18 protein-coding genes and 1 pseudogene are annotated in these 24,957 nt (G+C 64.0%); 13 read left to right on the top strand and 6 right to left on the bottom strand.

Going from position 1 to position 24,957, the window contains the following annotated elements; all coding sequences use genetic code 11:
• Window positions 1-29: 29 nt before the first annotated feature.
• Together ACVJGD_RS32130 and ACVJGD_RS32125 are read left to right on the top strand one after the other, a co-directional pair.
• Complete coding sequence (locus ACVJGD_RS32130; protein ID WP_456637974.1) at window positions 30-224, top strand: hypothetical protein; 195 nt, start codon at window positions 30-32, stop codon at window positions 222-224.
• Window positions 225-412: 188 nt separating this feature from the next.
• Window positions 413-2,131 carry an N-acyl-D-amino-acid deacylase family protein gene (locus tag ACVJGD_RS32125; RefSeq protein ID WP_456637973.1) on the top strand — a complete coding sequence of 573 codons (1,719 nt, stop codon included), beginning with the start codon at window positions 413-415 and terminating at the stop codon, window positions 2,129-2,131.
• Window positions 2,132-2,212: 81 nt separating this feature from the next.
• Here the strand turns inward: ACVJGD_RS32125 and ACVJGD_RS32120 are convergent, their stop codons facing one another.
• Window positions 2,213-2,467 (bottom strand): DUF3551 domain-containing protein, encoded by a 255-nt coding sequence (locus ACVJGD_RS32120; RefSeq protein ID WP_456637972.1) that lies wholly within the window; start codon window positions 2,465-2,467, stop codon window positions 2,213-2,215.
• Window positions 2,468-3,046: 579 nt separating this feature from the next.
• Here ACVJGD_RS32120 and ACVJGD_RS32115 point away from each other — a divergent pair.
• From ACVJGD_RS32115 to ACVJGD_RS32100, 4 genes are all read left to right on the top strand, one after another.
• Complete coding sequence (locus tag ACVJGD_RS32115; protein WP_456637971.1) at window positions 3,047-3,208, top strand: hypothetical protein; 162 nt, start codon at window positions 3,047-3,049, stop codon at window positions 3,206-3,208.
• A 271-nt stretch (window positions 3,209-3,479) separates the two neighbouring features.
• The gene (locus ACVJGD_RS32110) at window positions 3,480-3,674 is read left to right on the top strand and encodes a hypothetical protein (RefSeq protein WP_456637970.1); all 195 of its coding nucleotides are present in this window, start codon (window positions 3,480-3,482) and stop codon (window positions 3,672-3,674) included.
• 286 nt (window positions 3,675-3,960) lie between these two features.
• Window positions 3,961-4,125, top strand: coding sequence for a hypothetical protein (locus tag ACVJGD_RS32105; RefSeq protein WP_456637969.1), 165 nt, complete (start codon window positions 3,961-3,963; stop codon window positions 4,123-4,125).
• A 432-nt stretch (window positions 4,126-4,557) separates the two neighbouring features.
• Window positions 4,558-4,983 carry a GFA family protein gene (locus ACVJGD_RS32100; RefSeq protein WP_456637968.1) on the top strand — a complete coding sequence of 142 codons (426 nt, stop codon included), beginning with the start codon at window positions 4,558-4,560 and terminating at the stop codon, window positions 4,981-4,983.
• A gap of 54 nt (window positions 4,984-5,037) precedes the next feature.
• Here ACVJGD_RS32100 and ACVJGD_RS32095 read toward each other — a convergent pair whose 3' ends face one another.
• Both ACVJGD_RS32095 and ACVJGD_RS32090 read right to left on the bottom strand, forming a co-directional pair.
• A complete protein-coding gene (locus ACVJGD_RS32095) occupies window positions 5,038-8,358 on the bottom strand; it encodes an adenylate/guanylate cyclase domain-containing protein (protein ID WP_456637967.1) in 3,321 nt (1,106 codons plus the stop codon).
• A 613-nt stretch (window positions 8,359-8,971) separates the two neighbouring features.
• Window positions 8,972-10,264, bottom strand: coding sequence for an MFS transporter (locus tag ACVJGD_RS32090; RefSeq protein ID WP_456637966.1), 1,293 nt, complete (start codon window positions 10,262-10,264; stop codon window positions 8,972-8,974).
• Window positions 10,265-10,396: 132 nt separating this feature from the next.
• Between ACVJGD_RS32090 and ACVJGD_RS32085 the strand changes: the two genes are divergently transcribed.
• From ACVJGD_RS32085 to ACVJGD_RS32070, 4 genes are all read left to right on the top strand, one after another.
• The gene (locus tag ACVJGD_RS32085; protein WP_456637965.1) at window positions 10,397-11,071 is read left to right on the top strand and encodes an ABC transporter ATP-binding protein; all 675 of its coding nucleotides are present in this window, start codon (window positions 10,397-10,399) and stop codon (window positions 11,069-11,071) included.
• The gene (locus ACVJGD_RS32080) at window positions 11,068-13,530 is read left to right on the top strand and encodes an FtsX-like permease family protein (protein WP_456637964.1); all 2,463 of its coding nucleotides are present in this window, start codon (window positions 11,068-11,070) and stop codon (window positions 13,528-13,530) included. The genes ACVJGD_RS32085 and ACVJGD_RS32080 overlap by 4 nt, the downstream gene beginning before the upstream one ends.
• 156 nt (window positions 13,531-13,686) lie before the next feature.
• On the top strand, window positions 13,687-14,760 hold the full coding sequence (locus tag ACVJGD_RS32075; protein ID WP_456637963.1) for a lipocalin-like domain-containing protein: 1,074 nt from the start codon (window positions 13,687-13,689) through the stop codon (window positions 14,758-14,760).
• Window positions 14,761-14,782: 22 nt separating this feature from the next.
• A complete protein-coding gene (locus ACVJGD_RS32070; protein WP_456637962.1) occupies window positions 14,783-15,172 on the top strand; it encodes an MAPEG family protein in 390 nt (129 codons plus the stop codon).
• Between the two features lie 146 nt (window positions 15,173-15,318).
• Here ACVJGD_RS32070 and ACVJGD_RS32065 read toward each other — a convergent pair whose 3' ends face one another.
• The 3 genes and pseudogenes from ACVJGD_RS32065 to ACVJGD_RS32055 form a co-directional block, all read right to left on the bottom strand.
• Entirely contained in the window at window positions 15,319-16,509 is a 1,191-nt protein-coding gene (locus tag ACVJGD_RS32065; protein WP_456637961.1) for an ABC transporter substrate-binding protein, read from the bottom strand.
• A gap of 248 nt (window positions 16,510-16,757) precedes the next feature.
• A complete protein-coding gene (locus ACVJGD_RS32060; protein WP_456637960.1) occupies window positions 16,758-19,913 on the bottom strand; it encodes an efflux RND transporter permease subunit in 3,156 nt (1,051 codons plus the stop codon).
• Window positions 19,910-21,047: pseudogene (locus tag ACVJGD_RS32055) on the bottom strand (efflux RND transporter periplasmic adaptor subunit). Before ACVJGD_RS32055 ends, ACVJGD_RS32060 begins: the two are co-directional and overlap by 4 nt.
• Before the next feature lie 345 nt (window positions 21,048-21,392).
• On the opposite strand from ACVJGD_RS32055, the gene ACVJGD_RS32050 reads away from it, so the two are divergent.
• From ACVJGD_RS32050 to ACVJGD_RS32040, 3 genes are all read left to right on the top strand, one after another.
• Window positions 21,393-22,547 (top strand): iron-containing alcohol dehydrogenase, encoded by a 1,155-nt coding sequence (locus ACVJGD_RS32050; protein ID WP_456637959.1) that lies wholly within the window; start codon window positions 21,393-21,395, stop codon window positions 22,545-22,547.
• Window positions 22,548-22,563: 16 nt separating this feature from the next.
• On the top strand, window positions 22,564-24,114 hold the full coding sequence (locus ACVJGD_RS32045) for an AMP-binding protein (protein WP_456637958.1): 1,551 nt from the start codon (window positions 22,564-22,566) through the stop codon (window positions 24,112-24,114).
• Between the two features lie 123 nt (window positions 24,115-24,237).
• Entirely contained in the window at window positions 24,238-24,936 is a 699-nt protein-coding gene (locus tag ACVJGD_RS32040) for a DUF2270 domain-containing protein (RefSeq protein ID WP_456637957.1), read from the top strand.
• The last annotated feature ends 21 nt before the right edge of the window (window positions 24,937-24,957 follow it).

The raw sequence follows: 24,957 nt of genomic DNA, 5'->3' as shown, positions 1-24,957 counted from the left end.
GGACTGGCAACAGACGAGGAGACATCTCGATGCAGGAATACGATCTTTACATTAATCCGCAAAAGCCGAGTGTGGGCCTCTATGTGCGCAAAGGGGCAGGCCTTCCCGATCTGGCCGATCCCAAGGAATGGGCATTTGACGGTACGGCGGCTCAAGCCGAATTGCCGCCAGATCTTGTAAAGAGGATCGAAACCAACGGTCACGCCTTTCGCGACATGGGCTAGGCTTTCAGGCGATAGCCAGCATAGACCGGCTGAGCCGCGGGGAAGTTTGTTTCCGTTTGAGGCACGGATGTCGCTATTTTTCCGGGTTGCCGCACCATAGCGCATTGCTGAGCTTCATCCCCGCCGGTTGACAGTATCCGGGGACGACCCATGATGCGGGCAACCATAACAAACCGGGATGAAGCGCCATGACCTCAGCGCCTGACATCGTGATCCGCGGCGGTACCCTGGCGGACGGCAGCGGCGGCGACCTCTATGAAGCCGATGTGGCGATCGCGAACGGCAAGATCACCGAGCTCGGCAAGGTTTCAGGCAAGGCTAAAGAAGAGATCGACGCGCGCGGCAAGCTGGTCGCGCCGGGCTTCGTCGACATCCACACCCACTATGACGGCCAGGTGACCTGGAGCCAGGACATCACGCCTTCCTCGCAGAACGGCGTCACATCAGCGATCATGGGCAATTGCGGCGTCGGCTTTGCACCCTGCCGTCCGAGCGACCACACAAGGCTGATCCAGCTCATGGAAGGCGTCGAGGACATTCCCGAGCCGGTCTTGAGCGCCGGCATTCCCTGGGAATGGGAGAGCTTTCCCGACTACATGAACTGGCTGTCGAGGCGCAGCTTCGACATCGACATCGGCGCGCAACTGCCGCATGCGGCGCTGCGCGTCTATGTGATGGGCGAACGCGGCGCGCGTCGCGATCCCTCCACCGTGGAGGACAACAGGCAGATGGCCGCGCTGGCGGGCGACGCGGTGCGCGCGGGCGCGCTCGGCTTCTCCACCTCGCGCACCCTCAACCACCGCACCTCGACCGGCGACTTCACGCCGACCTTGAAGGCGGGCGAGGACGAACTGACCGCGATCGCCGGCGCCATGCATGGCGTCGGCCGCAGCGTGCTGCAATTCGTGCTCGATGCCTCCACCGCCGACGAAGATTTGCCGATGATGCTGCGGGTGGCGCAGAACACCAGGTGCCCGATTTCGTTCTCGCTCGCGCAGAACGACAAGGCGCCGCGGCGCTGGCGCCAGACGCTCGACACCATCAACGAGGCCACCGGCCGCGGCCTCTCGATCACCGCGCAGATCGCCGCGCGCCCGGTCGGGCTGATGCTCGGGCTGGAGCTGTCGCGCAACCCGTTCCGGACCCATCCGAGCTACAAGGCGATCGCGCGGCTTCCGCTCAAGGAACGGGTAGCGCGATTGCGCCAGCCCGAAATGCGCGCCGCGATCCTCGCCGAGAATGCGACCGACACCGACGATCCGCTGTTCTTCCGGCCCAACTACGACAAGATGTACCTGCTCGGAAATCCGCCCGATTACGAACAGCCGCCGGAGAACGCCCTGGGCGCGCAGGCGCGCCGGCTCGGCAAGCGACCGGAAGAGCTCGCCTATGACGCGATGCTCACCGACGAGGGCCGCGGCATGCTCTACGTGCCGTTCCTCAATTATGCCGACGGCAATCTCGACGCAACGCGCGAGATGCTCTTGGACCCGAACGCGGTGCCCGGCCTTTCCGACGGCGGCGCGCATTGCGGCATCATCTGCGATGCCTCTTTCCCGACCTATCTCCTGACGCACTGGACGCGCGACCGCAGCCGCGGCGAGAAGCTCTCGATCCCCTTCGTGATCGCGGTGCAATCGCGCAAGACCGCGCTCTCGGTCGGCCTCTCCGATCGCGGCCTGATCGCGCCGGGCTACAAGGCCGACATCAACGTGATCGATTACGACCGGCTGCATCTGCACCCGCCGAAGGTGCATTACGACCTCCCCGTCGGCGGCCGCCGCCTCTTGCAGCAGGTCGACGGCTACGAGGCGACGATCGTCTCGGGCGTGGTGACCCAGCGCGGCGGCGCGGCGACAGGCGCAAGGCCCGGCCGGCTCATTCGCGGCACACAGGGGATGCATTAGGCACGAGACTAGGCCGCGCGCTCCGGCCTCTCCCCTTGTGGGAATGGCCGCCCATTGAGCTTGTCTGCTCCAAAATAAGCTCTAGTAGACGCGGCGATGCCGCCGATATCCCGCGGGCTCTTCCGCGCGCGCGAAATATGGATTGATGACACACTGGGCGGCGCGGCCCGATGCCGACGCGTTGCACTGAGGCAGCGACGTGTAGCGGCATTCGTAATAATTGGTCCGGCCGTACACATGCAGGCAAACCGGATAACCCGGATCGTAAGTCTGGGCCGCCGCCGGCCCCATTGAGATCGAGCCGATCGCCAAAATCGCCAAGGCCGGAATGCGCATCAGAACCTCCTTGGACTATTTGCGCCCTCGCCCCGGGGAGCATCCAACCGGAGGCGAAGGGGAGGCGCAAGAGCGCGGGTCGGATGGCGAGCGCCATAAACCTTCGTATCGGTCCGTGCCCCCTTTAGATGCCCGACATTTACCGACGTTCAATTGAGCCGCTGATCGCGATCATCTTTAGATGGGGTAAGCGGTAGCGCTCCTCTGCTCCCCCGCGACGCGCTATCGCGGCCCTCCTTGGGCGTTTCCTCCCTGGCCTTGGGCCGCTTGTGGCAACGCAGGCGGCCCCTCTTCTTGTGTGCGCCGTGGGATTAAACCGACGTCTTGTCGACCTATACCCATTCACTAGCCCGAGCGTACCTCAGTACGGTCACTTCATACCCGCGCGCAATGGCGTCAACGAAGTGCGCGGTGCTACCCAATGATGCGGAGTGAAAAGCAACGGAACCGGCCCGCGAGCAGGCAGTTGCAGGACAAGGTCGGCGGCGTAGCGCCCGCCGGCCTTTCCCCTGATCGAGCCGCGGCGTTGCCGCACAGTAATTAGCGTCTACTGCCACAGTTGGCTGCGGAGAGTACGCCATGAAAGACATCGCCGATCTCCTGGTGCGGTTTTGGCAAGGGAGCCAGCCCGCATCCAAGACTCAGGTTGCGGTTACGGCCGGCAATCGGGATCGATCCAGCATGGCCGATTTTGTCCGCATCCTTCAGGCCTACGATCAAGACCAGTACGGCAGGAGTTAGGGGGCGACCGCGTCCCAATCGGTTTCTCGGGTCCTTCCGAGGGCGCGACGAGATGCGGGGGGCGCGCGACGGCGACCATTGAGGATTCGCCATCGCGCATTCCCGGCTTTATTTAGTGCGGATCAGTGCAAAACATGGCGGTGCGCGATGTGGCGCGTATCGAATGCGGAAGCCGTGATCTTCATGGATTGGAACGCCGGGGCCGGCACGAGGTTAGATATTGCGTACCATCGCTGCCGCGCCGACTGGCGCGTTGCATTGGAGGCGGCGCATGAAAATCATCGTCGACGAAGCCGGCGAGATCATCGCCAAAGCAACGGATGACCATACTCTAATCGGCGGCCACCATCGCCTCGCGGTGGCGGCCAGCCTGGGTAAAAAACTGTTCTGGCGAGATACCGGCGAACCTGTGAAGCTTGATCTCTTCTTCAAGCAGCATGGAAATTCGCTTCGACATACAGCCTGACCCGCTCGCCGAGGATCGTTGTTCGGGTACATCGCGATGGTCGTCGTCGCGGTCGCGCTGCTGTTTACGGCACATCCGATTTGGCTCTTGGCACATTTCAGATCCACCCGCCGCGATCTCGTAGAGTTGGCTGTCGCTCCTGATCGATAGCCACATCGCCATGGTCGCAGCGCAAGGGTTCCTTCACCTTGATCTAAGGTTACATCCGAATTGGCTATAGCGATCCGAGCGCTTCCCCTTGATAGAGTCACACCGCCGCTGCTGGGGGCCAAACGGAGTTGTCCGAATGGGTGTGGCAGGCTGGCGCTTTGCGCATGTGAAGAGAAATCTGAGGGCACGGGCAGCCATTGTCGCCGTGCTGGAAGACTTGCCGCTTATCTGCGCTGCGGTGGTCGCAGCCAGCTCGATGATCATGATGGGTTTCATGCTCTACAGGGATTGGCCGCAGTGAGCATCATCGTTCGCTGATCCTCGTGATCTGGCCACAGTGCGGGCACTTGGTGCGGCGGCGTTCGTTCGGCCGCACCCGAGCTCGGTGCCCGGCTTCTCCGACGGCGGCGCACATTGCGGCATCATCTGCGATGCCTCTTTCCCGACCTATCTCCTGACACACTGGACACCACCTAGTTCACACACAGCACCGTTAAGGTTGGCTTCGAGCCTCCGCGTGAATTTTTCTCACATTATGCGCGAATTCTTGAAGGGTTGTCCGGCTCAAATTCTAGAGATACGTTCGTATTGAGATCAGTCGCAGTCAGCAAATCATGATGGCTGCACGGTTCCAGCGAACTGCCGACTTCCTACCGGTTGACGTCGCTAAGACGTTCTCGTCCGCCCACCACGACCGGGCGTAGAAGTGATCTGAACAGGAGACACAGGCAACATGGTGGGCGACACGAACGTTCGGGCTGGCCAGTGCCATTGCGGCGCGGTGCGTTTCGAGGTCACGCTCAGCGACGGCTTCAATTCGATCCGCCGCTGTACTTGCTCTTACTGCCGAATGCGAGGCGCCGCCGTTGTCATGGCGGAAATGGGTGGAATCAAGGTCCTGCAGGGCGAGGATGCGTTAACAAGCTACCGCTTCCATACCGGATCAGCGCAGCACTTCTTCTGTTCTCGTTGCGGAATATACACACATCATCAACGACGATCTAACCAGAATCTCTATGCCGTAAACGTGGCGTGCCTGGACGGGGTAAGCCCATTCGATTTCTCTGAGGTGCCTGTCATGGATGGCGTTAATCACACGAACGACACCGGCAGGCCAACGCGTCGAGCAGGCACACTCCGCTTCATCCCGGCTGACTAACTATCGCTGTCAGCCGACGACCGCTCGGCAATGCTCGCGCCTGGAAGCCGACCGTTAGTACCTCTGCTTGAGTAGCTCTTCCGCCTCCCGGATCTCGGGGAGATCTTGCCGCATATCGAAGCCAGCGAGCGCCGGCGCGAGGACCTCCTGTACCTCGCCCGCCCGGCCGTTCATGCGGTATAGACGCGCAAGCCCAAGCGCGCTGCGCAGTTCGAAGGTTTTCGTCTGCTGGCTCTGGGCGATTTGCAGAGCTCTGTTCAGGGCGTCCTTGGCAGCCGACAAATTCTCACCACGCAACAGAAGCTCACCGCGAACACGATGCAGCTCGGCATCAAGCCAATGCTGGCCTGACTGTTCCGTCCAGACGATCAACTCCCGCAAAATCTCCAACCCGGTCTCGAGTTGCCCTTCCTCTGCATCCGCCACCGCAACCTGCATCCCCCAAAATGGTTCACAAAGGTAGCAGTCATTTTCGTGAAGCAAGGTCCAGCCCCGGCGCATGTCCGCCAGCCCACTCGGTCGGTCGCCGGCACGCCACTTTGCCAAGCCGTTCAGGTAGGTGCCGGCGGCCACATACAACGGCATCGTATGCTCGCGGGCGAGAGCAAGGGCAAGGATCGTCTCGGTCTGCTGCAGCATACCCCCGCAAAGTCCGTCGAAGACAGCCTTGTGAACAAGCGCATTAACTTGAGCGAGTGCAGGCTTCGCTCCCTGCGCGCGAACCGCCTCCCCGGCGAGCCTGCGCGATTGATCAATGCTTCCCAGCGGCCAAAGTACCAGAGCGAGAAACCGCATGATAACGAAGGGCAGGTCCAGCGCCGACGCCTTGAAGCTCGCCGGATTCGGCTCGGCATCATAGATCGCAAGTGCTTTCTCAAGATGAACTCTCGCGCTCAGGTAATCGCCCCCGAACCAGCAGGTCACCCCGCTCGTCCAGTGTGCGACGACCGCGGCCACCGGCGATTCCGGTCGTTGGTCGACCGCGCTTGAGATGGCCTCTGCCAACTCCCGCATCGGCGCGAGCTCGCCGTGGGTCAAGCTGGCGTTGAACAGGCCCGAATGGATCGGCGCCAGCTCGACGGGATCATTGATGTCGGCTGCGAACTGCCGGGCGCGCTTCCATGCGGCCACCGTCTCGGGAGCGCTGTGCCCGAGGCCTCCCCGGAGCGCACGGCCGTATGCAATTTGAAGATGGAGCCGGTTCATGATCCGGCCTGACTCATCAGGCAGCCCGTCCGCGATGGCGACCGCCTTCGCGAGATGTGCGATTGCCTCGGCATAAGCCGAGCGTTTCAACGCCTGTTGGCCCGCCTTGCGCCACCACTCAAGGGCTACTTCACTCAAACCCGCTTCGGTGAAGTGATATGCCAGAACTTCCGGCTCCGTCTCGGCGATGCTTGAAAACTTGTCGCAAAGAACGTCACCGATGTGCTTATGGAGCAGTTGCCGTCGGCTCTTGAGCAGGCTTTCGTAAGCCGCTTCCTGAACGAGCGCATGCTTGAAACTATAGGTCGCTTCCGGTGGCGTCCCATGGCGAATTAGCAGTTCGGCCTCTTCGAGTTGCGCCAGCGCGCCGCTCAGCGTGAGATCATCGCGCCCCGCCACGGATCGCAGCAGCGTGTATGAGAAGTCGCGTCCGATGGCGGCACCTATCTGTGCCACTTCCTTGACTGGCGCCAGCCGGTCAAGCCGCGCCATAAGCGAGTCCTGCAGCGTCGCGGGAATGGCAAGCGGCGGCAGCGGGCTATCGACACGATAGCGCCCCGCATCTTCCACGAGCAGCCCGGACTCCAGCACCATCTTGGTCAATTCTTCGACGAACAGCGGGACGCCATCCGTCTTGTCGATGATCTGCGTCATCATTTCGCCCGGCAACTGTCGACCGACGGTCACCTCCTCGACCAAAGCGCGCGTGTCCTGCCGATCAAGCCGATCGACCTGCAGCAGGCTGACATTCGCAAGACCCGCCCAGGGCGGCTCGAACTCCGGCCGGAATGTCGCAAGCGCGAGTATCGGAAGTCCCCTGATCCGATCGACCGCAAGGTCGAACAGCTCCAGCGTCGTGGCATCAGCCCAATGCATGTCCTCGCAGACAACCAGCAGCGGCCCCTGCCGTGCCAGACCCTCAAGCTGGTCGAGGAGGGCGGCGAAAGTCTGTCGCCGCTGCTGCACTGGACTCAAGCCGAGCGGTGGATAGCGCTCGCCGGCCGGGATCGACAGAAGCGCGGCAATGAGTGGCGTCACTCTTGCCACCTGCTGCGTTCCAAGCGCGAGCATTGCCTCGAGCTTGTCGAGCTTTTGTCCGGACGCGTCTTGCGACCTGATGCCGGCGGCGCGTTCAAGCTGAGCGATAAAAGGATGAAGCGCACTGTTCGAGTGGTAGGGCGAGCACTGGTACTGGACCCGGCGGTGCGACCCCAACGCGGGGCTCTCCGAGAGAGTTGCCACAAGGCGCGATTTGCCTATCCCGGCCTCTCCGGAAATCAACACCACCTGGCCTTCGCCCTGCCACGCCAGCCGCTGGCGCGAGAGCACGAAGTCAATCTCCGCCTTGCGGCCGACAAAGCCAATGGAACGCGCTGTTCGTACCGCCTCGAAACGGCTCTCCGACGCGGCTGCACCTTCGACCGCCCAAACCGCGATGGGCTCGGAGAGGCCCTTGACCTCGCGCCGGCCGAGGTTGCGAAAAGTGAACAGATCGCCAAGCAGCCGGCGCGTCGAAGCAGCAACGACAACCACCCCCGGCTCCGCCAAGCCTTGTAGCCGAGCAGCGACGTTCGGTGTATCGCCGACCATCGCCTGCTCCTCTGATGCGCCTCCGCTGATGAGGTCGCCTACCACTACCAGCCCTGTCGCGATGGCGATCCGCACCTCGGCCCGCTCGTGCGCGCGCGTTTCGAGCTGCTCTATTGCGGCGATGATGTCGAGCCCCGCTCGCACTGCGCGCTCCGCATCATCCTCGTGTGCGCGGGGATAGCCGAAATAGACGAGGATTCCGTCTCCGATAAACCTGGCGATGATGCCGTCATAAGCGGCAATGACCCTTGCGCAGGCGGCCCGATAGGCACCAATCACTTCCCACATATCCTCGGGGTCGAGACGAGCCGAGAGCGCAGTTGAGCCTACCAGGTCGCAGAACATGACGGTCAGGTGGCGTCGCTCGGCGTCATGCGGACGAGCCGCAATCAATTCGGCCTGATTGAGTTCGGCGATAGCACGCAGCATTCTACGGCGATGGCCAAGCAGGACCCCGAGCCTATCGAAGTCCTCATCTTTTAGTTCGGGAAGGACGACAACATCGACCCCATTCTCGGCAAAACGCTTCGCGTATTGCCCAAGCCCAAGCTTCTCGAGCCAGTCCGCAATCTGCTGCATTGGCTCCACCCCCCGGCTGGTTGGCGGTTAGCCGAATTGCACTACCATGCTCCGACCACGATCAAACCGGTAACGGTCACGGCGGCGACGCAAAGCGATAATTGCAGGAACACTCTCGTTGTCAGCTATGCTCACCAATTGCTTTTCAAACTGATCGTCCTCAAGTTTGATAGTCCCACTGACCCGCAAAAGGAAGTGTGAGCCGGCTGACAAGAGGACCGAATTTTTGACCTGCGACGGGTAGGCCGGGCATGCAGGCTCAATCACCTATCAGTAGGTCTGTACCTCTTGGCTAAAGGTTCATGACTGAGCGCGAGTGCGCCGCCGCGCGAGCACGACTACGCGTGTCACGCCATTTCTTAAAGCGAGAACGTCACCTTGACTGACGTTTGATCGACGTCCGAAAAAATGGTCGAGCCCGCCCCGCTCTTGTTCGAATCACGCCTATCAGTAGCTGCACAATTGTCGTCTTGCGCGTCGGATAACTCATGACTCTCGTTGATTCGCATTCGCGCGGATGCACGATGCCGTTGATGTACACAACGCTGCCGATTTGGAGCCAATTCCGTGGGAATACTTGCCAACGTGCGTCGTTAGTTCAATCGGACCAAAGCTACGTCGGCGACACCGCACTCTTCAGTTCGCTTGAAGGCGCCACCGCGTGGCGCAGCCGCGCGCGCTCGGTGTTGGGCCAGAGCAGCAACAAACCGAGCAATCCGGACGCGATCATGATCACGGCGTTGATGGTGAAGCCTGTCATGTAGCCGTCGAACAGATTCCCCGCGTGCTGGATCACGCTGCCCATGACCGCAGGAGCCACGATGCCGGCGAGCGTATAGAGCGCGCCGTAGATCGAGATCACGGCGCCGCGCTGCGAGACCGGTGTGAACTCGCCGATCATCGGTGCGCAGACCACGTAGATCGAGCCGCAGAGGCCGGAGCCGAACACGAGCAGCGCAATCGTCAGTCCGCCCGGCGTGATATGAGGCATGATCGCCATGATCGCGCCGCCGACGATCAGCGGCACGGAGCCGAGCACGCCGCGCGCGCCGCGGGTGGTGAAACCGTGCGTCAGCATCGATTGCGAAATCCAGCCCGTGAGCATGACGACCACGGCGCCGAACACCCATGGCAGGATCGAAATGAAGCCGGCCTGATGCTGCGAGAAGCCCAGTCCCTTGACAATGAACGGCGTGAACCAGGTGAGCCCGAGCGACAGCGCCCAGTACGCGCCGAAGGTGGCGGCGACGCAGCCGACGAAGGTCCGCGAGGTCAAAAGCCTGGAATAGGGAATGCGCTGCTCGCCGGCCGCCGTCGCCGCGTTCTCCACCAGCGGGCCTTCCTTGCCGAGGATCAACCACGCCACAACCCACATCAGCCCGACGATCCCGAGCGCGCCGAACGCATAGTGCCAGTCGTGATTGACGATGATCCAGTTCAGCGCCGGCACTGCCAGGATCACGCCGAACGCCGAGCCCTGCGACAGGATCGCGATCGGCAAGGTTCGCTTCTCGTTAGGGAACCATTTGAAGATGGCGTGAGCCGCCACCGACCCGGCCGGTCCCTCGCCCGCACCAAGGATGATGCGGCAGATCAGGAGCGTGGTGAAGCCGACGGTGCCGACCATCGGGAACTGCGCCAGTGCCCAGACCAGCGCCAGCACGAGCAGCACCCAGCGCGTCTCGACGCGGTTGACGATGAAGCCGACCACAATGGCCGAGATCGAGAACAGGAAGAAGAAGGACGAGCCGAGCAGCCCGAACTGCTCCGGATCGAGCTTCAGTTCGGTCATGATCGGCACGCCGGCGAGGCCAACTACGATCTTATCCGCGAAGTTTACCAGCATGAACAGGAACAGGAGGAAGGTGATCTTCCAGGCGCCTTTCGGCGTCGGCTGTGCGGTCATGCTTGGCTCTCCCCGTCGTTTTCGCTCTTGTTCGGCTCTGTCGGCCGGTCCGAAACCGATGCTAGCCTTGGGTTTCCTGACAAGGCAACCGTGGATTTTGACCTGCCGGCTCTGCCGTGGCATCGACAGCGCATGGCAAGTGGAAATCGCCCCGTGCTCAACGTCACCGGCCTGAGGAAGAGCTATCGTTCGGCCGGCGAGGAAATTGCGGTGCTGCGCGGCGTCAATCTTACGGTCGCCGCGGGCGAAAGCGTGGCGCTGACCGGGGAATCCGGCAGCGGCAAGAGTACACTGCTGCACCTGATCGCCGGGCTCGATGCGGCCGATGGCGGCGAGATCATCCTTGATGGCGTCAGCCTCTCCGACCTCGGCGATGCCGGCCGTGCCGCGCTGCGTCGCGACCGGCTGGGGCTGGTGTTCCAGCAATTCAACCTGATTCCGAGCCTGACGGTTGCAGACAATCTTACCTTTCAGTCACGGATCGCCGGACGGCATGATCCGAAATGGCACGACGAGCTGGTGCAGCGGCTTGGGCTGGCGCGTCTCCTGAAACGATACCCGGAGCAATTGTCCGGCGGCCAGCAGCAGCGCGTCGCGATCGGCCGCGCCCTGGCGCCAAAGCCGCTGCTGCTGCTCGCGGACGAGCCGACCGGCAATCTCGACGAAGAGACCGCCGACGAGGTGCTGGCGCTGGCGCGCGACCTGGTGGCGCGGACCGGCTGCGGCTTCCTGCTGGTGACACACAGCGCGCGGCTCGCAGCATTGCTCGACCGCCAGGTCAACCTGCATGCGGGGGTGATCGCATGAGGCGGGCGCTGTGGATACTGGCGGTACTGCTCAGCCACTGGCGCCGGCATCCGATGCAGCTTGCGACGCTGCTGATCGGACTGATCTCGGCGACCGCGTTATGGAGCGGTGTGCAGGCGCTGAACCAGCAGGCGCGCAACGCCTATGATCGCGCGGCGTCGACCTTCGGCGGCGCCCGCACCGCGATGCTCATCAGTCGCGACGGCACCAGCTTTCCGCAACACCTCTTCGTCGATCTGCGCCGCGCCGGCTGGCCGGTCTCGCCCGTCGTCGAGGGACGCGTGCAGATTGGCGGACGATCGTATCGGCTGCTCGGTATCGAGCCGGTGACCCTGCCGGGCGAAGTCAGCACGGCGCCCGTGATCGGCCGGACCGATCTGCGGTCCTTCGTCACGCCGCCCGGTGAGATGCTGGTCGCGCCCGAGACGCTGGCAGACCTCGGCTTCAAGGAGGGCGAGCGGCCTTCGTCGAATGGCGGCGTGCTGCTGCCGCCACTCCGCGTGCAGGCACAGCTCGTGCCCGGCGCGCTCGTGGTCGATATCGGCATGGCACAGCAGATCCTGAAGACGCCGGACCAGATCTCGCGATTGCTGATCGGGAAATCCAGCGCCAGGCGGGCGCCGCTGGAACGCATCGCAGGCGACAGGCTGCGCCTGGTCGAGCCCAATGCGGAAACCGATCTCGAGCGCCTCACCGACAGCTTCCATCTGAATCTAACCGCGTTCGGGCTGTTGTCGTTCTTCGTCGGCCTGTTCATCGTCAACTCCGCGATCGGGCTTGCCTTCGAGCAGCGCCTGCCGATGCTGCGCACCTTGCGCGCCTGCGGCGTGTCGGCGCGGATGCTGAACAGCGTGCTGGTAGCCGAGCTGGTATCGCTCGCGCTGCTCGCGGGACTGGCGGGACTGGTCTGCGGCTATTTCATCGCGGCAGCGCTGCTGCCTGACGTCGCCGCCTCCCTGCGCGGGCTCTATGGCGCACAGATCCCGGGACAGTTGACGTTGAAGGGCGAGTGGTGGCTCGCCGGCATCGCGATCAGCATCCTCGGCGCGCTGGCGGCGGCCGCCGCTAGTCTCGCCAAGGCGATCCGCATGCCGGTGCTGACCTCGGCGCAGCCGCAGGCCTGGCAACAGGCGCAGCGGCGCTGGCTGGTGTTTCAGAGCGCGGCGGCGCTTGCCGCCTTTGCCGTGGCCGGCGGCTTCCTCTGGTTCGGCGATTCCCTGCTCTCGGGCTTCGCCGTGCTTGCGGCGCTGATGCTCGGCGCGGCGCTGATCCTGCCGATGATCCTGGAGATCGCGCTGGCGCTCGGCCAACGCAGCGCCGGGCGGCCGGTCAGCGTCTGGTTCTGGGCCGACAGCCGCCAGCAGCTTTCGGGATTGTCACTGGCGCTGATGGCGCTGCTGCTCGCGCTCGCGGTCAATGTCGGCGTCAGCACCATGGTCGAAAGTTTCAGCCGCACCTTCCTGGTCTGGCTCGACGGACGGCTCGCCGCCGACGTCTATGTCAACGCAGCCAGCGATGCGCAGGCGAATGAGATCAAGGCCTGGCTGCGCGGGCGGCGCGAGGTCCAGGCCATCCTGCCCGGCGGCCGCGCCGATGCGCAGCTTGCGGGCATGCCGATCGAGGTGCTGGGCCTGCCGGATCAGGCGACGTTTCGCGACAACTGGCCGCTGCTGGAAGCGAGGTCGGATGGATGGGACCGCGTGCGCGCCGGCGATACCTGCTTTGCCAGCGAGCAATTGGCGCGGCGGCTGAAACTTGCGATCGGCGACCGGATCGAGCTGCCTGCGCCCGCCGGCAACTGGCCGCTCGAGATCGTCGGCATCTACGCCGATTACGGCAACCCCAAGGGCCAGGTTGCCGTGAACTTTGCCGCGCTGACGCAGCATTTTCCGGAAGTGCCGCAGACGCGGTTCGGCCTGCGCGTCGCGCCACCGGCCGTGCCCGCGCTGATCGCCGAGCTGCAGCAGAAGTTCGGCCTCGATGACCGCAGCGTCGCTGATCAGACGACGGTAAAGGCGGAGTCGAAACGCATCTTCAACCGGACGTTCTCGGTCACATCGGCGCTCAACGCCTTCACCCTCGGCGTTGCCGGTGTCGCGCTGCTCACGAGCCTCCTGACGCTGGCGAATTCCCGCCTGCCGCAGCTTGCGCCGCTATGGGCGATCGGACTGACGCGGCAGCGGCTCGCGCGGATCGAACTATTGAAGACGATGGCGATGGCGCTGATCACCTCGCTGTTCGCGCTGCCGCTCGGCCTTCTGGTGGCGTGGTGCCTGCTTGCCGTCGTGAACGTGAAGGCGTTCGGCTGGCGGTTGCCGTTCCAGGTGTTTCCGTTGCAACTGGTGGAGCTGCTCGGCGTTGCCCTGGCGGCCGCGCTCTGTGCCGCGCTGCTGCCGGTCATTCGATTGGCGCGGATGCAGCCGGCGAATTTGATACGGATCTTTGTCAATGAGCGGTAGATGACAATAGGCCGAATGGCATCCACAATCGATGCTGGGCTCCCTCCCCCGCGTGCGGGGGAGGGCTGGGGTGAGGGTATCTCCACGATGGGACAGTCCGTGTGGAGAGAGCCCTCACCCGGCGCTACGCGCCGACCTCTCCCGCAAGCGGGAGAGGTGAAAATCTCGCGCCGGGCGTTTGTCGGCGGCGCGCTTGCAGTCGGCCTCGCGAGCCGCGCGCATGCGCAAGGTTTCGCGGGGCTTGGCGAGACCGCCGATGGTTTCGCGCCGGTCGTGCCGGGAAAAAACTTCGTCTTTCCGCTCGATCACGGTCCGCATCCCGAATTCCGCATCGAATGGTGGTATGTAACCGCGAACCTCGTCGATACGGCCGGCACCGCTCATGGCGCGCAATGGACGCTGTTCCGGCAGGCGATGCGCGCCGGCGCGCAGCTTGAAGGCTGGGCCAACCAGCAGGTCTGGATGGGACATGCCGCGGTCACCCGCGCCGATACGCACCGCTATTCCGAAACCTTTGCGCGCGGCGGCATCGGGCAGGCCGGCGTCGAGTCGAATTCCTTTGTCGCCTGGATCGACGCCTGGGAGATGCGCGGGCTCGACGGATTCAATGCATACAAAGTGGCGCCGCTGAAACTCAGCGCGACCGGCGCGGATTTCAGCTACGAGCTCCGCCTTGATGCAGACCGGGCGCTGGTGCTGCAGGGCGACCGCGGCTACAGCAAGAAGTCCGATCGCGGACAGGCGTCCTATTACTACAGCCAGCCTTTCTTCAAGGCGGCCGGCCGCATCGTCATCGACGACAGACCGGTAGACGTCACCGGGCAGGCCTGGATGGACCGCGAATGGAGCAGCCAGCCGCTTGCAGCCGACCAGACCGGCTGGGACTGGTTCTCGCTGCATCTACCAAACGATCAAAAGCTGATGCTCTACCGGCTGCGCCAGAAGGACGGCCGCAGCAACCTGTTCGGCAACTGGATCACGCCGGACGGCCGATCGAGCGAGATCGCCTCGGGCGATAACAGCATCACGCCGACCGCCTTCACCGAGATCGGCGACCGCAAGGTGCCGACGGCGTGGCGTGTGGAAATCCCTGCGCGCGGGATAACAATCGAAACCAGGCCGCTCAACGCGCGAAGCTGGATGGGAACGGGTTTCTCCTACTGGGAGGGGCCGATCAGCTTTGCCGGCAGCCACGCCGGCGTCGGCTATCTCGAACTGACCGGCTATTGAGCGGCGTCACGGGAGGCGCTTCATGTATCACGACACAGCCATCGTCACCTGCCTCGCGATAGCGTTCTACTTCTTCACCTCGGTAGCCGTTGCGCGGGCGCGTTACACATTCGGCGTCAAGCTGCCGGCGATTACGGGCCATCCCGACTTTGAGCGCATATTCCGCGTGCAGATGAACACGCTGGAATGGATGCCGATCTTCCTGCCCTCGCTGTGGCTGTTTGCGTTCTACATCAGCGACGCGATCGCGGCCGCGCTCGGCGTGGTCTGGATCATCGGCCGCATCGTGTATTTTGTTGGCTATCGCCAAGCCGTCGAAAAGCGCGGCCCCGGCTTCGGCATCCAGGCGCTCGTGTGCATCGTGCTGTGGTGCGGCGCGCTAGGGGCGGCTACGTGGAAGGTCATTCACTGAATTCGTCACGGCGAAGCAGTTGTAGGGTGGGCAAAGCGAAGCGTGCCCACCTTCCAACACTCCGCTCGTGATGGTGGGCACGCTTCGCTTTGCCCACCATACACTTCTACTTTCGCGGGGACGACGACTGAGTGTTTGCTAAAGCATCACTTCGTCAGCGGGCAGCCGCTTTCCTTGGCGGTGAAGAAGGCCTTGTCGCCGGGCACCACGGCGATCTGCTTGTAGTAGTCCCACGGCTTCTTCGATTCCGAGGGCTTCTTGACCTCGAACAGATAGAGGTCGTGCACCATGCGGCCGTTCTCCAGCACCTTGCCCTTGGCGAAGGCGTCGTCGACCGGCAGTTCCTTCAGCTTCTTCGCCACCGCATCGCTATCCTTGGTTCCGGCGGCCTTCACCGCCTTCAGATAGGAGAGCGTCGCCGAATAGGTGCCGGCATGGATCATGCTCGGCATGTGGCCGGTGCGCTTGATGAAGCGCTCGCTGAAGGCACGCGAGGCGTCGTCGTGGTCCCAATAAAACCCTTCGGTGAGCACCAGCCCCTGCGCGGCGTCTAACCCAAGGCCGTGCACCTCGGATATCGTCATCAGGAGGCCGGCGAGCTTCTGTCCGCTCTTGACGATGCCGAACTCGGCCGCCTGCTTGATCGAGTTGGTGGTGTCGAGGCCGGCATTGGCGAGGCCGACGATCTTGGCCTTCGAGCTCTGCGCCTGCAGCAGGAAGGACGAGAAATCGGACGAATTCAGAGGCACGCGCACCGAGCCCAGCACCTTGCCGCCCTTCTCCTTGACGATGTCGCTGGTATCCTTTTCCAGCGCGTAGCCGAAGGCGTAATCGGCGGTCAGGAAGAACCAGCTATCGCCGCCGGCCTGCACCAGCGCGCCGCCGGTGCCCACCGCCAGCGCGCGGGTGTCGTAGGCCCAGTGGAAGCCGTAGGGCGTGCAGGCATCGCCTGTTATCCGCGAGGTCGCTGCGCCGACCACGATGTCGATCTTCTTCTTTTCCTTGGAAAGCTCCTGGATCGCGAGCGCCACCGAGGAGGTCGTGAGTTCGGTGATCATGTCGACGCCTTCCGCGTCATACCAGCGGCGCGCGATCGCTGCCGCAAGATCGGGCTTGTTCTGGTGATCGGCGGTGACGAGCTCGATCTTGTGTCCCAGCACCTCGCCGCCGAAATCCTCGATCGCCATCCGCGCGGCCTCGAGCGAATACTTGCCGCCATAATCGGCATAGACGCCGGACTGGTCGTTCAGGATGCCGATCTTGACGGCTTGCGCGAAGGTTGGAGTTGACAGCAAAAGGCCGCCAAGAGCGACGGCGGCGAGCAATCCCGATTTCATCAATTGTCTCCCTGCAGTTTCTGTTCGGAATATCGGCGAATGATATTTTATAACCCCGCGGCTGCCCATCTATTTCGGCTCAGCCATTAGTGGGGCTTGCGTCCCAGCACTCTCTTCGTCATTCCGGGGCGCGCGCCAGCGCGAGCCCGGAATCCATTGGGCGGCATACGCTGGCGGAGAAATGGATTCCGGGCTCATCGCTTCGCGATGCCCCGGAATGACGGCGGTGGTGAGGCGGCGGCCCCCGCTCAAGCCTCCACCGGCTTCTTCGGATGCCGGGGATCGGCGAGGCGCCGCACCACCATGTAGAAGATCGGCGTGAAGATCAGGCCGAACAGGGTGACGCCGAGCATGCCGAAGAACACGGCGACCCCGACCGCCTGGCGCATCTCCGATCCGGAGCCGGTCGAGACCACCAGCGGCAGCACGCCAAGAATGAAGGCGAACGATGTCATCAGGATCGGCCGCAAGCGCAGCCGGCAGGCCTCGATCACCGCCTCCAGCCGCGGCCTGCCCTCGGCCTCGATGTCGCGCGCGAACTCGACGATCAGGATCGCATTCTTGGCGGCAAGCCCGACCAGCACGACGAAGCCGATCTGGGTCAGGATGTTGACGTCCTGCCCCATGATGCGCACGCCGATGGTCGCGGCCAGCAGGCACATCGGCACGATCAGGATCACCGCGAACGGCAGGCTCCAGCTGCCATATTGCGCGGCGAGCACGAGATAGACGAACAGCACGCAGATCGGAAACACGTAGAGCCCGGCATTGCCGCCGGTGACCTGCTGATAGGACAGATCGGTCCACTCGAACGCAAAACCGCTCGGCAGCGTTGCATCGGCGAGCTGCTTGATGGTGTCGAGCGCGGTCTGCGAACTCGTGCCGGGCGTCGGCTCGCCCTGCAGTTCGGATGCCGAATAGAGGTTGTAGCGCGCGACGCGGTCGGGCCCGGAGACGTCGCGGAATTCGACCACGCTGCCGAGCATCACCATGTCGCCAGCGGCATTGCGTGTGCGCAGCCGCGCGAGATCGGAGGTTTCCTTACGGAACGGCAGGTCAGCCTGCGCGGTGACGTGATAGGTGCGGCCGAACAGGTTGAAGTCGTTGACGTAGGTCGAGCCGAAATAGGTCTGGATGGTGTCGTTGATGCTTGCAATCGGCACGCCGAGCTTCTGCGCCTTGATGCGGTCGATGTCGACGAACACTTGCGGCGTATTCGCGGTGAACGGCGAGAACACCGAGGTGAGATCTGGCGATTTGCGCGCGGCCGCGACAAGCTCGTCGGTCGCGGCGGCCAGCAGCTCGGGGCCGCGGCCCTGGCGATCCTGGATGCGGATGGTGAAGCCGCCGCCGGTGCCGATACCCGGCACCGCAGGCGGCGGGATCACGATGATGAAGGCCCCCTGGATCACAGACAGGCGCTTGCGCAGCTCGGCCGTGATCGCGGCCGCCGACAACCCCTTCTTCAGGCGCGCCTCCGGCTCATCGAACACTGGGAATAGCGCCGCGGCATTACCCGACTGCGTGCGCGTCGCGCCCGAGAAGCCGGCAAAGGCCGCGACGCGCACGATGCCCGGCGTATCGAGCGCGATTCGCTCGATCTCGCGCACCACGGCCGTCGTGCGAGCCAGAGAGGCCGCTCCCGGCAATTGCACCGATATGATGATGTAGCCCCGATCCTGCGCCGGAATGAAGCCCTGCGCCGTGGTCGCGAGCAACCAGCCGGCGCTGCCGATCAGCGCGACATAGACCAGCAGCATCACCACCGTATGGCGGATCACGAAGTCGGCCGCTGCGGCATAGCCATGCGACAGCCGGTCGAAGACGCGGTTGAAGAGGCCGGTGAACTTGTCCCAGCCACGGGCAATGATATTCCAGCGCGCCGGCGGCCGCTTCTCCTCATGCGGCACCAGGATCAGCGAGGCCAGCGCCGGCGACAGCGTCAGCGAGCAGAAGCAGGAGATCGCGGTCGCGACCGCGATCGTGACGGCGAATTGCTGGAAGAACTGCCCGGAGATGCCGCCGAGGAATGCGGTCGGCACGAACACCGCGCACAGCACCAGCGCGATCGAGACCAGCGCTCCGCCGACCTCCTCCATTGTCTTGAGCGCGGCATCGCGCCGGCTCATTCCGTGCTCGAGATGTCGCTCGACATTCTCGACCACCACGATGGCGTCGTCGACCACGATGCCGACCGCCAGCACCAGGCCGAACAGCGTCAGATTGTTGATCGAGAAGCCGAGCGCAGCCATCACCGCGAAGGTGCCGACCAGCGACACCGGGATTGCGATGATCGGAATGATCGCCGGCCGCCAGCCCTGCAGGAATACCAGCACCACGATGACGACGAGCAGCATCGCTTCGTAGATGGTTTTGATCAGCTCTTGGATGGATTGCGCGATGAATTCGGTCGGGTTGTAGCCGATATTGTAGTCGAGCCCTTTCGGGAAGCTCGCCTTGAGCTTGACCATCGTGTCGGAGATGTTCTTGGCGGTGGCGAGCGCGTTCGATCCGGGCCGCTGCGTCACCAGCATGCCAACCGCCGATTTCCGCAACAGGAAGCTGTTGGTGGTGTAGGACAGCGCGCCAAGTTCGACGCGGGCAACGTCGCGCAGGCGCACGGTGCGACCGTCGGCGCCGGCCCTGACCACGATATCCTCGAACTGCCTGGGATCCTTGAGACGACCGGTAAAGACAAGGTTGGGCTGGAACGCGCGATCCGCAATCGGCGGCTCCGCGATCTGTCCGCCCGCGATCTGCAGGTTCTGCGCGCGGATCGCCGCCAGCACCTCGGTTGAGGTCAAGCCGAGATTGGCGAGGCGGTCGGGATCCAGCCACAGCCGCATCGAGTAATCGCGCGCGCCGAAGATCTGGATGTCGCCGACGCCGTCGAGCCGGAGCAACTGGTCGCGGACCTGCAGCAGCGCGTAGTTGGAGATGTAGAGCTGGTCGAAGCTGTCATCGGGCGACAGCATGAACACGACCATCAGGATGTCCGGGCTGTTCTTGCGCGTGGTCACGCCGTTGCGCTGCACCTCCTCGGGCAATCGCGGCTGCGCGATCGCGACGCGGTTCTGCACCAGCACCTGGGCCTTGTCGAGGTCGGTGCCGAGCTTGAAGGTGACGGTGATCGTGAGCTGCCCGTTCGAGGTGGCCTGGCTGTAGAGATACAGCATGTCCTCGACGCCATTGATCTCCTGCTCGATCGGGGCAGCGACAGTGTCGGACACGGTCTGCGCGGAGGCGCCGGGATAGCTCGTGGTGACCACAACGGTGGGCGGCACCACTTGCGGATACTCCGAGACCGGCAGCGTGGTGTAGGCGATCGCGCCGACGATCAGGAGCACGATCGACAGCACCATCGCCAGGATGGGCTGGTTGATGGAGAGCCGCCCGAGATTCATGATCTGCCACCGGCCGCGGCTTGGGCGGGATGCGGGCTCACCTTGGCGCCGACGCGGGCGCGCTGCAGGCCGTCGACGATCACGCGGTCTTCCGCCTTGAGGCCCTCGCGGATCACGCGCAGGCCCTCATCGAGCGGGCCGAGCGTCACGGGCTTCGCCTCCACCGTGTCGTCCTCCTTGACCACGAACACGATCTTGCGCGACTGGTCGGTGGCGACAGCCGTGTCGGGCACCAGCAGCGCTTCATAGGGCGCGCTGCCGATGATCCGCACACGGCCGAACTGTCCGGGCAGGATCGAGAGATCCTTGTTCGGGATCACCGCACGGCTGCGCAGCGTGGCCGTCGAGACATCCAGGCGGTTGTCGAGGAAATCCATCGTGCCTCTCGTGCGACGGCTTGGTTTCGCCGGTCAGCGTCACCTGCACCGGGTTTGGCGTGTCGCGCGAGCTCGGCCGCTTGCCCTCGAACCAGAGCCGGCTGTTCCGCAAATAGGTCGCCTCATCGACGTCGAAATAGATGTAGATCGGATCGAGCGACACGATCGAGGTGAGCAGCGTCGCACCGCCCTCGCTGCCGTGCACAAGATTGCCGGTGCTGACGAGGTGGCGGCTGACGCGGCCGGTGATCGGCGCCAGTACATGGGAGAATTCGATGTTGAGCTTCGCCGCCTTCAGCGCGCCCTCGGCCTGCATCTCCGCGGCACGCGCCGCCTGCAGGGTCTGGCGGCGCTGGTCGACAATGGAATCGGAGACCGCCTGGGTCTGGTTCAACACCAGTGCGCGGTCGAGCTCGCGCCGGGCAAGCTCGGCCCGGGCTCGGGCATCCGAGAGCTGGCCGTCGGCCTGCAGGGCGACGGCCTCGAACGGACGCGAATCGATCACGTAGAGCAGGTCGCCGGTGCGGACGATCGCGCCGTCGCGAAACTCGACGCTGGTGACGAAGCCGCCGACGCGGGCGCGAACCTGAACCTCCTCGATCGCCTCGAACCGCCCGGTGAATTCGTCCCAATCGGTGACCGTGCGCTTGGTCGGCTGCGCCACCGTGACCGCAGGGGGCGGCGCAGCCGCCTGCTGCTGCGGCTTGTCGCCACAGCCTGCCAACGTCAGGGCTGGCAATGCCAACGCAATGAGCAGGCCCGGCCGGCTTACGCCGCGCCATGACTGGGCGTTAAGGCTTCCCGTCCTGTCGGTCGCGCCCAATTGGATCTCCCCCTGAACAGCACAGCCGGCGCACCCGATGCGCCCCCGGCCGCGCACCCTACACGCAGCGGAGGTCAAAGATGTGACCGCCCGTTAGTCTGTTCAAGACACGAGCCGGATCAAGCAAAATCGCTGTCCATTTCCGCGGGCGGTGCACAGACGCAGGCTGTGATCGCCTCCGGAAGCCCGGGCCGCCGACGCATCTAAGGGCATGACGGGGGGTTCCAGCTCCGTTAGATTGTCGTCAAAGAAAATAAATCTCTCAGGGAGGGTCGGCTCGTGCACCGAGGACGTGTCGTATTTGGCGCGATGGAGGAGGTCGTGTTCGGCCGCCAGGCGGCCGAGGCGATCGTCGAGCAGGTGGAGCGCGTCGGCGCGCAGCGTGTCTTCCTGATGGTCAGCGGCACGCTCAACCGCACGACCGACGACATCGAGAAAATCCGCGCCGCGCTGGACGCGGCCTGCGTTGGCACCTTCGAAGCGATGCCGCCGCATACGCCGCGCGCCGCTGTGATCGCGGCCGCCGAGCAGGCGCGCGCCGCGAACGCCGATCTCATCGTCACCATCGGCGGCGGCTCGATCACCGACGGCGCCAAGGCGGTGCAGCTTTGCCTCGCCAACAATATCCGCAGCGCCGACGACATCGACAACGTTCGCACCAGCCATGGCGCATCGCCCGAGATCAACGCACCAAGCGTGCGCCAGATCAGCGTGCCGACGACCATCGCGGGCGGCGAGTTCACGGCAATCGCCGGCGTCACCAACGAAAAGAAGCGCGTCAAGGAGCTGTTACGCCATCCCCTGGTGATGCCGCGCGCGGTCATCCTCGATCCCTGGCTTTCGGTGCATACGCCGGAATGGCTGTGGCTCTCGACCGGCATCCGCGCCGTCGATCATTGCGTCGAGGGCATCTGCTCGGACGAATCGCATCCCTATGCCGATGCGCAGGCGCTGAAGGGACTGTCGATGCTGGCGCAAGCGCTGCCGCGGGTCAAAGCCGATGCAACCGACATCGACGCGCGGCTGGACTGCCAGATCGGCACCTGGCTGTCGACCGGGCCGCTCGCCTCCGGCGTGCCGATGGGCGCGAGCCACGGCATCGGCTATGTGCTCGGCGCCGAATTCGACGTCCCACATGGCTACACCTCCTGCGTGATGCTGCCCGCGGTGATGCGCTGGAACAAGCCTGCCAATGCCGAGCGCCAGGCGCTGGTCGCCACGGCCATGGGGCATCCCGGTCAGGACGCCGGCGACGTGCTCGACCACTTTATTCGCGGACTCGGCCTGCCGCGCAGCCTCCAGGACGTGCGGATCGGCCCCGAGCATTTCGACCACATCGCCGGGCAGGCGATGAAGACGCCGTGGGTTCCGCGCAATCCGCGCCCGATCGCAGGGCCCGAGCAGGTCCGCGAGATTCTTCTATTGGCAGCATGAGGGAAATTTTCCACCGATGTATACCGGCAAGCACGCTTATCTGCGCCCGTTGCAACCCGCCTTCATCATGGCTGCGACGGGCGAGACCGTCACCTATCGCGAGCTCGAGGCGCGCAGCAACCGGCTGGCGCATCTGTTTCGAAAGCGCGGATTGAGGCGGCTCGACCATTATGCGATCTTCATGGAGAACAACAATCGCTATCTCGAGGCCTGCGGCGCCGGCGAGCGGTCCGGCCTCTATTTCACCTGCGTGAATTCGTACCTGACTCCGGGTGAGCTCGCCTACATCCTCACCAACAGCCAATCGCGCATCCTGATCACATCAAGAGCGAAACTCGACGTCGCGCGCGAGGCGCTAAAGGAGTGTCCGCAGGTCGAGCTCTGCATCGTCGCCGACGGCGACGGAGAAAGCGATCGCATCGTCGGGCTGCAACAGGCGACCGCCGGCCTTCCTGCGACGCCGATCGAGGATGAAGCGATCGGCACCGCGATGCTCTATTCGTCCGGCACCACCGGGAGGCCGAAAGGCATCCTGCGGCCGCTGCCGGAACAATTGCCGTCCCGGCAACTGCCGCTGTTCGATTTCCTGCAGAAACTCTGGCGCTACCGCGAAGGGATGATCTATCTGTCGCCCGCGCCGCTCTATCATTCGGCACCGCAGGCGGCCGTCAACCTCACCATCCGCGTCGGCGGCACCGTCGTGATCATGGAGAGTTTCGATCCCGAGCGTTATCTGCAGCTCGTCGAGCAATGGGGTATCACACACTCCCAGCTCGTGCCGACGATGTTCTCGCGCATGCTGAAGCTGCCGGACGAGGTGCGGAACCGCTACGACCTGTCGTCGCTGGAGATCGCGATCCACGCCGCCGCCCCCTGCCCCGCGCTGGTGAAGGAGGACATCATCAATTGGTGGGGGCCGATCATCCACGAATATTACGGCGCGACCGAAGGTCTCGGCTTCACCGCCTGCAACACAGAGGAGTGGCTTTCACATCGCGGCACCGTCGGCAAGGTGCTGCTCGGCGACCTGCATATCCTCGACGAGAACATGCGGCCGAGCCCGAAGGGGACGCCGGGCACCGTGTGGTTCAAGACTGCCTCGCCCTTCGAGTATTTCAATGACCCCGCCAAGACCCGTGAGGCGCGCTCACCGGACGGCAGCATGAGCACGGTCGGCGACGTCGGCTATGTCGACGACGACGGGTATCTCTATCTCACCGACCGCTCGACCTTCATGATCATCTCCGGCGGCGTCAACATCTACCCGCAGGAATGCGAAAATCTGCTGATCACCCATCCCAAGGTCGCGGACGCCGCCGTGTTCGGCGTGCCCAATCCCGATCTCGGCGAGGAAGTGAAGGCGGTGGTGCAGCCGATGCAAGACGTGACGCCGGGACCCGGTCTTGCCGAGGAACTGATTGCCTTCTGCGCGAAATCGCTGTCGCGCCAGAAAGTGCCGCGCTCGATCGATTTCGAGGCGGAACTGCCGCGGCTGCCGACCGGCAAGCTCTACAAACGCCTGTTGCGCGACCGCTATTGGGGCAACAAGGCCTCGCGCATCGTGTGAAGTGGCGCATCTGCGTTCGCGCGACAATCCGGGCGTCGCCATGTTCGCCGAGGCCGGACTCGCGCGGTGGGGCGAGTGTGCGCTATAGTTTGACTGTCTGCCAGCTTCGTCGGGAGGCGCGCCATGCCATTGCCCGAGCCACGCGAGCCGACGCCTCTACCGGTCCCAAGGCTCGAATTCACTGCCGCAGAGATTGGCGCCCTCGCCCACCTCTACCGCGGCGAGGTCTACCGAAGCACGGTCTGGCGCACGCGCCTCGACAGCTCGACGAATTGGGCGGTGGTCACAACGGGTATTGCCCTGTCGGCCACCTACAGCAGCGCCGAAGCCTCGCCTTTGCCGATGGTTCTCGTCGGCCTGCTTGTCACCGTGTTCCTGCTGTTCGAGGCCCGCCGCTACCGCTACTTCAATGTCTGGCGCGCCCGCGCACGCCTGCTCGAGACCGATTTCTACGCGCCGATGATCAGGGGCGAACGGATCACGCCGGATTCGAGCTGGACCGAGTTGCTCGCCAATGACTATCGCAATCCGAGCTACCACATCAGCTATGCGCGCGCGATCGGCCGAAGGCTGCGCCGTACCTATGGCTGGATCTTCGCGATCCAGGCCATCGCCTATTACGGCAAGCTTGCGATCCATCCCGTGCCGCTGACCACCCTTGCCGAGGTTTGGGAACGGGCCGCGATCGGCCCCATTCCAGGCACGCTGGTCGTGCTTGCAGGAATCCTCTTCCATGCAAGCTGGGCGATTTTTGCCCTTGTCACGTATCGCATCGAAATCGCCAACCGACGCGAGCGGCAGAGCCTGATCGCGATGGGTTGATACATCGCCGCGTTGCCCGGC

This window comes from Bradyrhizobium sp. USDA 10063, assembly GCF_054063735.1.
The sequence above is the reverse complement of the archived record's forward strand: the minus strand, read 5'-3'. Positions and strand labels throughout refer to the sequence as shown.